The organism is Thermus albus (genome assembly GCF_022760855.1).
In the GTDB taxonomy this organism is placed as follows: Bacteria; Deinococcota; Deinococci; order Deinococcales; family Thermaceae; genus Thermus; species Thermus albus.
In genome coordinates this window covers 49881-60028 of sequence record NZ_JAKTNR010000003.1, presented here as the reverse complement: position 1 = coordinate 60028, position 10148 = coordinate 49881, and the positions used below count along the sequence as shown (strand labels likewise).

Annotated in this window: 10 protein-coding genes; 3 read left to right on the top strand and 7 right to left on the bottom strand. The window is 65.3% G+C overall.

Annotated elements, in window-relative coordinates; genetic code table 11:
- Positions 1 to 104: 104 nt before the first annotated feature.
- Genes L0D18_RS04075 through L0D18_RS04050 form a run of 6 tightly spaced genes read right to left on the bottom strand, consistent with a single transcriptional unit; the run spans position 105 to position 5798 of the window.
- Positions 105 to 530 (bottom strand): hypothetical protein, encoded by a 426-nt coding sequence (locus L0D18_RS04075; RefSeq protein ID WP_243027807.1) that lies wholly within the window; start codon positions 528 to 530, stop codon positions 105 to 107.
- Between the two features lie 42 nt (positions 531 to 572).
- The gene (locus L0D18_RS04070; RefSeq protein ID WP_243027533.1) at positions 573 to 1145 is read right to left on the bottom strand and encodes a hypothetical protein; all 573 of its coding nucleotides are present in this window, start codon (positions 1143 to 1145) and stop codon (positions 573 to 575) included.
- Positions 1146 to 1167: 22 nt separating this feature from the next.
- Entirely contained in the window at positions 1168 to 2472 is a 1305-nt protein-coding gene (locus tag L0D18_RS04065; protein ID WP_243027532.1) for a sensor histidine kinase, read from the bottom strand.
- Positions 2447 to 3091 carry a response regulator transcription factor gene (locus L0D18_RS04060; protein WP_243027531.1) on the bottom strand — a complete coding sequence of 215 codons (645 nt, stop codon included), beginning with the start codon at positions 3089 to 3091 and terminating at the stop codon, positions 2447 to 2449. Before L0D18_RS04060 ends, L0D18_RS04065 begins: the two co-directional genes overlap by 26 nt.
- The gene (locus L0D18_RS04055) at positions 3088 to 5043 is read right to left on the bottom strand and encodes a protein kinase domain-containing protein (RefSeq protein ID WP_243027529.1); all 1956 of its coding nucleotides are present in this window, start codon (positions 5041 to 5043) and stop codon (positions 3088 to 3090) included. The genes L0D18_RS04060 and L0D18_RS04055 overlap by 4 nt, the downstream gene beginning before the upstream one ends.
- Entirely contained in the window at positions 5043 to 5798 is a 756-nt protein-coding gene (locus tag L0D18_RS04050; RefSeq protein WP_243027527.1) for a PP2C family protein-serine/threonine phosphatase, read from the bottom strand. Before L0D18_RS04050 ends, L0D18_RS04055 begins: the two co-directional genes overlap by 1 nt.
- Positions 5799 to 5821: 23 nt before the next feature.
- Here L0D18_RS04050 and L0D18_RS04045 point away from each other — a divergent pair, with 23 nt between their 5' ends.
- Both L0D18_RS04045 and L0D18_RS04040 read left to right on the top strand, forming a co-directional pair.
- Positions 5822 to 7570 carry a hypothetical protein gene (locus L0D18_RS04045; protein WP_243027525.1) on the top strand — a complete coding sequence of 583 codons (1749 nt, stop codon included), beginning with the start codon at positions 5822 to 5824 and terminating at the stop codon, positions 7568 to 7570.
- 42 nt (positions 7571 to 7612) lie between these two features.
- Positions 7613 to 8818 (top strand): MFS transporter, encoded by a 1206-nt coding sequence (locus L0D18_RS04040; RefSeq protein WP_243027523.1) that lies wholly within the window; start codon positions 7613 to 7615, stop codon positions 8816 to 8818.
- A 7-nt stretch (positions 8819 to 8825) separates the two neighbouring features.
- Here L0D18_RS04040 and hemB read toward each other — a convergent pair whose 3' ends face one another.
- A complete protein-coding gene (gene hemB, locus L0D18_RS04035) occupies positions 8826 to 9800 on the bottom strand; it encodes a porphobilinogen synthase (protein WP_243027521.1) in 975 nt (324 codons plus the stop codon).
- Positions 9801 to 9830: 30 nt separating this feature from the next.
- On the opposite strand from hemB, the gene L0D18_RS04030 reads away from it, so the two are divergent.
- Positions 9831 to 10148, top strand: coding sequence for a YbaB/EbfC family nucleoid-associated protein (locus L0D18_RS04030; RefSeq protein ID WP_243027520.1), 318 nt, complete (start codon positions 9831 to 9833; stop codon positions 10146 to 10148).

Here is a 10148-nt window from a genome sequence, read left to right as displayed (position 1 = left end):
GCCCTGCACCAAGCCTCAGGGCCTGCTATACCCTTTTGCCCTGGGTTATGGGCTCCCTAGGGGGCTCCGCTGGCGCCCCTCTTGGTGAAGCCAGGGGGGTGGTCTTAAGGGGTATCCCCGGCAGGAAGGGGTAGGGGGGAAAGGTCCTGGCCCAGGCGCAACACCCCCACCACCCGTCCCCGGTGGAGGATGAAGCACCGGTACTCCCCCGGCAGGACCACCACCCACCGGGCCAGGGAAAGCTCCCGCAAAAAGGGAAAAGGCCGCTTACGTATGGGCCGGCCCCTGGGGGGGCCCATGTGGGGCATGGGCCTATCCCCTTCCAGGGCCAAGAGGAGCAAGGGCTCCTTCTGGCCCAGGACCAGCAAAAAGGTATCCCCTTCTCGGTAAAGGGCCTGGACCTCGAGGACCCGCACCAGGGCCCCGCAGCGGTTTAGGACCTCTTCCGGGGCCAAAACCACGGCCTTAGGGCCCCCCTCCCCCAGGGCAAAACCCCCAAGGCCGAGGAGGAGGACCCCAAGCCACCGCATCATGCCGCCATGGTAATCGGGCCCTGCCCGGGTGGGGTAGGGTTAGAAGCCGCGCTCCGCGGAGATCAGGGCCAAGGCCGCCCGCGCCAACAAGAAGGCCCGGCCAGGTTCCTTGGAGAGCCTATTCTTGGCCTCGGCTACCAGGTCCTTTACCAGGTTGTCCTGCGCCCGGTAGTAGGCCAGCTCCTTCTCCGCCCGGTCCACGGCTACCGGAGCCCTCTGGGTTAGGCGGGCGCCGAGTTCCTGCCGCCTACCCCGGGGGAAGGCATGGTCCCAGGGTCCGAAGGAGGGGTGCATGCCCATGCCCATCCGGGGAGCAGGCTTGGGCCCCTGGGCCCGCACCTGGGGCTCCCCTTGGGCAGCCCGGAAGAGGAGAAGGGCCGCCTGGGCCTCCCGTGCCGCCTTGAAGTAGTTCTTGGCCTGGTAGCTCTTCTCCGCCCGGGCCTTCACCTCCTTGGCCCAGGCCAGAAGCTTCTCTTCCCCCGTGGCCCCTTGGGCCACCGTTTCCAGCCGGGCCAAGGCCGCTGCCGCCATGGCCGCCTGCCGGTAATCGGTGGCCTGGGCCAGGGAAAGGCCCGCCGCCAGAACCAACACACCCGCCAACATCCTCCGCATTCCCATCACCTCCAAAGGGAGCCTAGCCCCCCTGGCTAAAGGGCGCATCGGGGGAAACCTTAAGGGAAGCTAAAGGCAGGAAAAGCCCCACCGCCGCTCCACCCCGGTTCTCCACCGCCGCTTTTCCCCCATGGGCCCGGGCCACCGCCGCCACCAGGGCCAGGCCCAGCCCCGTGCCCTTTCCCCCATGGACAAAGGGTTCCAAGGCTTTCGGCAGGAGTTCTGGGGGAAAACCCGGGCCTGAGTCCACCAGCCAAAGCCACACCCCTTCCCCCTCCTTCCGCAGCTCCGCCCTTAGGGGAAGCCTCCCGTGGCGGCGGGCGTTGTCCAGCACGTTCTCCACCGCCAGGGCCAAAAGCTCGGGATCCGCCCAAAGCCTTTCCTCCCCCTCCACCCTTACGTCCCACTCCGCCAAAAAGACCTTGGGGTCCAGAAGGCTAGGCCGGGGGGTCGTGGCCTCCAGGCGGGATAGCCGCAGAAGCCCCGAGAGCAAAGCCTCCATGCGCTCCGCTTCCCGCAAGGCCCCGTGAAGGGCCTTGGGTTCAGGCTGGCGCAACAGCACCTCCAGATACCCCTTCAACGCCGCCAAGGGGTTGCGCAGCTCGTGGGAGGCATGGCGGGCAAAACGCCTTGCCGCCTCCTCCTTTTCCGAAAGCTCCCGGATGAGCCCCGCCACCTGGGCTAGGCGGAGGTTCAACGCCCTCACCAAAGGCCCCAACTCCGCCACACCGGGATCGGGAAGAGGGCTTAGGTCCTCAGGCCTCCGCGCCTGGAGGAGCTGGGTAAGCCTGGCTAGAGGGCGAAGGGCCCAGGAAAGCCCCAAGGCCGAAAGGAGGAACACCCCAAGAAGCACCCCACCCCCCCAGGTAAGGTAGAGGAAAAGAAGCCGCCTTCCCAAATCCTTAACCCCTTCCAAGGGCACCGCCAGCCCAAACCCTCCTTCCTCCTTAGGTAGGGCCACGTACAAGGTCCCGTCCCTTACCCCCTGGTAAACCCTTCCCTCCGCCAAGGCCTGCAGGAGGTCCTTGGGCAAAGGCCAGGTACCCACCTCGGAGTAGGCCACCCGCCCCCTTTCCACCACAAACCCTACCCCACCGCCATAAACCTGGGCCAGGCGGAAAAGTTCCAAGAGCAGGGCCTCCTCTTCCCTCGCCCCCTCCTCCCCCAGAAGGTAGAGGCGAGTGTAAAGGGCCCGGCGCAGGTGCTCGCTGGCGGCCCTTTCCGCCTCCCTGGCGGAAAGGAAGGCCAGGGGCAGGGCCAAAAGCACAAGGGCCAAGAAAAGAAGGGCGAAAAGCCTGCCCCTAAGGGAGGAAAAGGCGGTAGCCATAGCCGCGCACCGTCTGGATGGGATTGGGCTCCCCCAGGGCCTTCCTCAAGAGGGAAAGGTGCACCTCTAAGGTGGCGGGCTCCACCTCCTCCCCCCAGACCCTATGCATCAGGGCCTCTTTGGAAAGCACCTCCTCCGGTGACTCCAAAAAGGCCTTCAGGAGGAGAAAGGCCTTGGGGGGAAGGGAAAGCCGCCTTTCGCCGCGGAAGGCTTCCATGCGCTTTGGGTAAAGCCTGAGGTCCTTGTAGACCAGCACCTTAGAGGGTCCCTTGGTCCGGCGCGCCAGGGCCTCGAGGCGGGCCAGGAGCTCGGAAAGGCTATAGGGCTTGACCAGGTAGTCGTCGGCCCCCTCCTTTAAGCCCTTCACCCGCCACTCCACGGCATCCAAGGCGGTGAGCATCAGCACCGGCACCTCTGACCGGGCGCGGATCTCCTTAAGGAGGGAAAACCCATCCCCTTCCGGCAAAAGCACGTCCAAAACCACCACCTCCGCCCAGGGCAGAAGGCCTAGGGCCTCCTTGGGGCTTTCCGTGGACCGTACCTCGTGCCCCTCCAGGGCCAGGCCCAGCTCCAAGGCCTCCCGTACCCCGGGGTCGTCCTCCACCAAAAGCACCCTCATGCCGGATTCCGCCAAAGGGCCAGGGCCCGCACCGGGGCGTAGACCTCCAAAGGCGGCAAGGCCTCCCCGGTCTTCAGGTCTATGCGCTGGATGCGGCTCGCCCCACGCCTGGCAGCATAGAGGATGCCCCCGAAGGGCAGAAGCTCCACCAGGCTCCTGGGGTCCTCTCCTTCCAAAAGGGGCAGGACATGGGAAGCCAAAAGCCTTCCGGAAAGGTCCACTACCCGCACCTTGGCCGCCTCCACATCGTAGAGGTAAAGCCTCTCCCCTTCTACCCCCACCCCGCCCAGGAGCCTTAGCTCCTCGCTTTCCTTAGAGCGGCGGAAGGCATAGCGGGATAGGTAGCGGCCATCCAAGGAGAGGCGCTGCACCTGCCGGTTGCCGTAGTCCAACACGAAGAGGAACTCCGAGGTGGCCACCAGGGCCTTGGGGTCTTGGAAGGTGCCCCGGCCCGTTCCCTGACCGCCAAAGCGCTCCTGGTACTGGCCCTTTAAGTCCAGCCGGCTCACCGTGGCGGTTTCCGAATCCAGAACGAAAAGGCTACCATCCGCCACCGCCAGAGCTGTGGGAAAAAGGAACTCCCCAGGCTTCATCCCATAGGGGCCGGTGGATAGGAGAAGCTGGCCCTCGGGGGAAAAGCGGTGGAGGAGCTTGGCCCCATGCTCAAAAACCGCCATCCAGATCCCCCCTTCGGGATCGGCGGCCACCGCCAAGGGCGGGGCCGGGAAGTAGCCGGGGCCCGAGCCGATGCCGGAGATGAGCCGGGCGGCGGTACCCGAAAGGTCCAGAAGCCGCACCGTGCCCTTTTTGGCCTCCACCCCCACCAAGAGGTAGAAGGGATGGGGCAAGCCCTTTTCCTCCTCCCAGGAGCCGGAGAGCACCTGGACCACCTCGTCCAGGGTGGGCCGTTTGGCGGGATCCTTCTCCAGCATCTTCAGGACCAGATCGGAAAGAACCTGGGGGATCTGGGGATTGAGCTGCTTGGGAGGGGTGGGCACCTGGAAGATCTGCTGGTGGATCACGGTCTCGTACCCGCCGGTGAAGGGGGGCTGGCCGGTTAAGGCCTCATAAAGGACGATCCCCAGGGAGTAAATATCCGAGCGGTGGTCCAGCTTCTGCCCCTTGGCCTGTTCTGGACTCATGTAGACCGGGGTGCCGATCCGAGCCCCGGTGATGGTGAGGCGGGTGAGAACCTTGCCAGCGGCGATGCCGAAATCCATGAGCCGCACCCCCCTGGGGTCCACCCCCTCCTCCCTTAAGGCCCCCTTGAGGATCATGATGTTGCCGGGCTTGATGTCCCGGTGGACGATGCCTTGGGCGTGGATGTGCCTCAGAGCGTCGGCCACCCGGGCCAGGATGGCCGCCGCCTGCCTAAGGGAAAGGCGCCTTTCCTCAATGAGCTTGTCCAGGCCCTCCCCCTCCAGGTACTCCATGGCGATATAGTGGACCCCATCCACCTGGCCGTGGTCGTACACCTTGACGATGTTAGGGTGGTCCATCTTGGCCAAGACCTCCGCCTCCCGGTGGAAACGGCGCACAAAGCGGGGGTCGCCCAGAAAGCGCTCCTGGGGAACCTTTAGGGCCACCAGGCGGCCCGTTTTCTTGTCCTTGGCCTTGTAAACGGTGGCCATGCCCCCCACGCCCACCTTTTCCAGGATCTCGTACTGCTTTTCCAGAGCCCGGGCCTCCTCGGTGGTCTTGGAGGCGGAGGAGGGCCGCCCCTGGGTGCGGGGACGCCTTGGGAACCGTCGCCGGGAACCCAGGTACACCCGGGGGGCCGCCAGGACCCCCAGGCCCAGGAGAAGCCAGGGGAAAACCACATCCGGCCGTACCCCCGTGGCCCAGGCAGCTCCCGAGAGGAAAACCAAGAGGAACCCGAGGGGCCAAGGGGAGAGGCGTGAGGCCAAGGCTGCGGTAAGGAGAACCAAGAGGAAGGCCAGAAGCCCCTGCATCACTCCACCCGTAAGGCGATGGCGGTCACGTTATCGTCCCCGCCCCGGCGCAAAGCCTCGGCCATGAGGCCCTCCAGGCTCGCCTGGAGGTCCTTGCCCAAAAGCCACTCCTCCTCGGGGAGCAGGCCGTAGAGCCCGTCCGTGACCAAAAGCACCCCTTCCCCTGGGGCGAGGCGCACCTCCTTCAGATCAAAGCGGGCCTCGGGCAGACCCAGGGCTCGGGTAAGGATGTTGCGGTAAGGATGGCGCTCGGCCTCGGTAGGGGTAAGAACCCCTTCCCTCAAGCGCTCCGCCACCCAGGAGTGGTCCTCGGTGAGCCGCTTCAGCCCCTTGGCCGTGAGATGGTAAGCCCGGGAGTCCCCAATATGCCCCACCACCCCCTCCTTGAGCCAGTCCGCATAGAGGAAGGCGGTGAGGGTGGTGCCCATGCCCTTCTTGCCCAGCCTTTCCGCCTCCTTCTCCACCCGCTTGGCCGCCAGGGTAAAGGCCTTTTCCATTACCTTAGCCAGGCCCACCGCAGGCCGTCCACTCCTAAGGTGCTCGGCATAGGCCCGCACCGCCTCGGAGAGGGCCTCTATGGCCACCTTGCTGGCCCACTCCCCCGCCTCCATTCCTCCCATGCCGTCGGCCACCGCCAGGAGGAAAAGGTTGCCCTGGGGAACCTCCAGGCGCATCACCCGGTGGAAATCCTCATTGTTCTGGCGGCGGCCCACATGGGACACCGCAGCCACGGTGTAGCGGGGGGCAAGGCGCATCGGACCCATTATAGGATGAAGGGGTGGAACACCTGGCCGACCTGGTGGACCTTTACGAGTACCGGGTGGAGGACCTGGTGTCAGGGCGCACCCCCAAGGGGGGCAAGAAGGCCCTTTTGGCACTCCGGGCCTTCCTGATCCAGTCCCGCCTGCCCGGCGCCCTGGCCAAACGTTTCCGCCAGGCCGATGCCCGTTTTAGGGCCTTGCGGCCAAGCCAAAGCCCTCCCCAGCCCGGGGAAACCCTTCCCCTGGACCTTCCCATCGCCATACCGGAAACCCCCGAGGAACCCAGCCAGGATACCTCCCCCTTGCGGGCCATGGCCTTAAAGGTCTGGCGCCTCTTGACGGCACGGGAGGTGAGGGCCCGGGCCAAGGAATTTCTCACCGGCAGACGGGAGGAACTAAGGCTCATCCATGCCTTCTTGCAAAACTACCTGGATTACCGGGAGAAGGAAACCTTCAAGCGGGACTTCAACCTCTCCCGCTTCCACCCCACCCACCCCATCCCCTCTCTTTCCGACAGCCTCATGGACCTCGAGGACCCCAAGGTGGCCGAGGCCTTAGTGCTGGAGTTTTTGGAAACCGCCCTGCGCCTTCCCCAAGACCTCCCCTTGCCCCCCGAGGAAGCCCGCACCTATATCCGCCGCTTCCTGAACCGCATCCTGGAGTGGGAGGATGCCTATGGCCTTCCTCCCAGGCGGGACCTCCTGCCCTTGAAAAAAGCCCTGGAGGAAGCCAAGCGCATAGGGGCCAGCGCCCAGGAGATCGCCCGCCTGGAGGAGCGCCTCCGGAGGGAAGCCCAGGAGGAAAGGCGGCGGGAACTCCTCCTGGAGGACGAAAGGCGCCGCTTCCACGTGGCGATGGAAAAGGTGCTCTCCCTTCTCCAGCTCCTCCCTGCGCCCCAGGGGGAAACCCCTTGGCCCAAGGTCCCCGAGCCCGGCCAGGGGGAAGAAAGCCTTCTCACCCTGCCCCTGAAGCCTGGCCGCATCACCTTGGGCCCCCTCACCCTCACCCTAAGCCAGGTGGAGGGTAGCTGGCACTTAGGGATGGCAGGCGAGGACCACATCCTGGAGGACACCTTGGTGATCCCCTGGGAGGACCTCGAGGTCCTGGCGGTGCGGGAAGGAAACCTGCTCCACCTGAGGCTCGAGGCCCGAAGCGGGCTAAGGCTTTACGAACTCCTCTCCGAAGGGCGGGTGCTGGCTCTTTTGCTGGATCCCACCCAGGACTACGCCTACCTACGCCTCCTCCGGGCCCTCTCCGCCCGCCTTAAGGGGGAGTTTAGCCCCCAGGCCTTTGGCCCCGAACTGGCGGAAAAGTACCGCCAAGCCCCCCCCGATGCCCTGCAGGACTTCGCCCGAAAGGTCTTGGAACTAACCCTAAAGCGATTGGGACCCGCCGATCCCACGCCCCTTCTCAAGGAGGTGGGCCAGGCCATGGGATGCGAGGGAAAAGCCCTGGTCCTGGCGGAGGCCCTAAGGGAGCACTTAAGCCGCCGTCCCCCCACCCGGGAAACCCTAGGGCAAGAGGTACGTCTTCTAACCCTAGGGACGGAGCCCCTGACGCTAAGGGTCGGGCAGAACCTCGTTTCCCTCCGGCCCCGGATGGGCTCCCCTCTGGGGGAAAGCTCGGAAGACACCGTCTACGTGGGCCGGGCGGGCGAGGTACCCCGCAGGCTTAAAGACCTCCTAGTCTACCCTCTGCCCGAGGGCACCCTGGTCCTGGCCCGGGAGGGCAGGCGGCTAGGCTACCTGGTGATGGATAACCCTTGACCGAGAGGCCTTCCTGGTATACTCCCCGGCGAAGGGGGTTTTATGAAAACTTTACGACACAAGGCCTTCGCCCGCCTGATCCTCTCCTATCTGGTTTCCCAGGCGGGAAGCAAGATCCATAGGGTAGCCCTTCTGGTGCTGGTCTACCTGCTTACGGAAAAGGCCATCTGGGTCTCCTTGGTCCTGGGGGTCCAGCTTTTGGGCACCGTGCTCTTTTCCCCCCTCCTTTCCGCGTGGGCCGACACCCAGGACCGTAAGCGGCTTCTGGTCTGGTCCGACCTCCTGAGGGCCCCCCTGGTAGCCCTCATTCCCCTTTTGGGAGCCAAAAGCTTGCCTCTACTCCTCCTTTTGGTCCTCCTGATAGAGCTACTACGGGACCTCCACGACCCCATCCAAAACGCCGTGGTCCCCGACCTGGTGCCCAAGGAGGAGGTGGACGAGGCCAACAGCCTGGTCCTCCTGGCGGACCGCCTTTCCGAGGTGCTCTTCGTGGGGGCCGCCGGGGTACTGGTGGCCGCTATAGGTCCGGCTTTCGCCTTTTATCTGAATGCTGCCACCTACCTGGCCTCAGGGCTCATCCTGATGGGCCTCCCTTCCCTGAGGCCCCAAAGGCTTCCCAAAGCCGCCTTTTTCGCCCGGGTGAAGGAGGGCATCGGCCACCTGGTGGGCCACCCCGCCCTCCGCCGGGCGGTGGGCACCCTGTTCGTGGCCGCGGCTTTCGGTTCTGTGGAAACCGCCTTGGGGGTGGTGCTGGCCATCAAGTGGCTTGGGGTGGGCTCGGCGGGGTTTGGCTTCATGGAGGCCGCCATGGCCTTGGGGGCCATCTTAGGGGGGCTCGCCATACCCTACCTCCTCAGGCGCATCCCCAGGGAACGGCTCTTCCTCCTGGGGCTCCTCCTCTTTGGCCTTTTTGAGGCCTCCATCGGGGCTTTCCCTTTCTTTGCCTGGGTGCTCCTGGCCTTCTTCGTAAGCGGCTTTCTCAACATGGCCTTCATCGTCCCCGCCCGCTCCATCCTGCAGCTCAACACCCCTCAGGAAATGCGGGGGCGGATCTTCGCCGCCTTCGGTGCGGTGATGAACGCGGCCGTGCTTCTCGGCACCATGTGGGGCGGGGCCTTGGAAGGCCCCATAGGAGCCCCCGCGGTCTTCCTCTTGGCCGGGAGCCTGGTGAGCCTGGCGGCGGGCTACACCCTTCTCACCGGGGGTATCCCTGCACCCCAGGAGGCCCAGCGGTCCCCCGAGGCATAACCGCGGGTTAGCGAAGCCACCGGGCCACCTCCAGGGCGTAGTAGGTGAGGATCCCCTGGGCCCCGGCCCGCCTTAAGGCGTAAAGGCTTTCCAAAACCGCCCTCTTCTCGTCCAAAAAGCCCTTCTGGCTTGCCGCCTTCAGCATGGCGTACTCCCCGGACACCTGGTAGGCGAAAAGGGGCTTATGGAAGCGGCCTTTAAGGGCAAAGAGCACATCCAGATAGGGCAGGGCAGGCTTGACCATGAGCATGTCGGCCCCCTCGAGGTCGTCCAGATGCGCCTCCCTCAAGGCATCCCAAAGCCCTGCCCTCGGGTCCATCTGGTACCCGGTGCGGTCCCCAAACTGGGGGGTGCTCCCTGCCGCCTCGCGGAAGGGACCATAGAAGGCGGAAGCGTATTTGACCGCATAGGAGAGGATGGGCACATGGGCAAAACCCCCCCGGTCCAAGGCCTCCCGGATGGCCCTAACCTGGCCGTCCATCATGGAGCTGGGGGCCACCACATCCGCCCCCGCCTGGGCCTGGGAAAGGGCGGTCTTGGCCAGAAGCTCTAAGGTGGCATCGTTGTCCACATAAAACCCTAAAGGGCCCTCCCGCACCACCCCGCAGTGCCCGTGGTCCGTGTACTCGCAAAGGCAGGTGTCGGCCATGACCAAAAGTTCCGGAAGCTCCCGCTTCAAAAGGCGGATGGCCCGCTGAACGATCCCCTCCTCCGCATACGCCCCGTGCCCCAAGGCATCCTTTTCCTCCTCCGGCAAGACGCCGAAGAGGATAACCCCTCCCAGGCCTGCCTTAAGCACCTCCTCCCCCAGGCGGGGCAGGTGGCCCAGGGGGTGGCGGAAGACCCCGGGCATGGAGGAAACCTCCTCCGGCTCCCCGCCTTCCTTGACGAAGACCGGCAGGATCAGGTGCCTAGGGGAAAGCTCCACCTCCGCCACCAAAGGGCGGAGAAGGGGGGAACGAAGCCTTCTTGGGCGCTCCATGCCTTCCACTATACTCAGGGAGGAGGGAGCATGAACCTGCAGAAGCTCTTGAAGGAAGCGCAAAAGGCCCAGAAAAAGGCCGCTGAGGTGCAAGAGAGGCTAGAAACCATGACCGTGGTGGGCACGGCCCAGGGCCTGGTGGAGGTGGAGGCCAACGGCCACGGCAGGATCCTGGCCGTCCGCCTGAAGCCCGAGGTGCTCACCGCCTTCCAGGAGGACCTCGAGGGCCTGGAGGACCTCCTCCTGGTGGCCATCCAGGACGCCCAGAAGAAGGCCCACGAGCTTTCGGAAAAGGAGATGGCCCGGGAGCTGGGGGGCGTGGGCCAGGTGCTGGGCAAGCTTTTCTAG

Coding starts and splice junctions, on each gene's coding strand:
- L0D18_RS04065 (WP_243027532.1), bottom strand. CDS start 2,472: ATGGCTACCGCCTTTTCCTCCCTTAGGGGCAGGCTTTTCGCCCTTCTT.
- L0D18_RS04060 (WP_243027531.1), bottom strand. CDS start 3,091: ATGAGGGTGCTTTTGGTGGAGGACGACCCCGGGGTACGGGAGGCCTTG.
- L0D18_RS04030 (WP_243027520.1), top strand. CDS start 9,831: ATGAACCTGCAGAAGCTCTTGAAGGAAGCGCAAAAGGCCCAGAAAAAG.
- L0D18_RS04075 (WP_243027807.1), bottom strand. CDS start 530: ATGCGGTGGCTTGGGGTCCTCCTCCTCGGCCTTGGGGGTTTTGCCCTG.
- L0D18_RS04070 (WP_243027533.1), bottom strand. CDS start 1,145: ATGCGGAGGATGTTGGCGGGTGTGTTGGTTCTGGCGGCGGGCCTTTCC.
- hemB (WP_243027521.1), bottom strand. CDS start 9,800: ATGGAGCGCCCAAGAAGGCTTCGTTCCCCCCTTCTCCGCCCTTTGGTG.
- L0D18_RS04040 (WP_243027523.1), top strand. CDS start 7,613: ATGAAAACTTTACGACACAAGGCCTTCGCCCGCCTGATCCTCTCCTAT.
- L0D18_RS04050 (WP_243027527.1), bottom strand. CDS start 5,798: ATGCGCCTTGCCCCCCGCTACACCGTGGCTGCGGTGTCCCATGTGGGC.
- L0D18_RS04055 (WP_243027529.1), bottom strand. CDS start 5,043: ATGCAGGGGCTTCTGGCCTTCCTCTTGGTTCTCCTTACCGCAGCCTTG.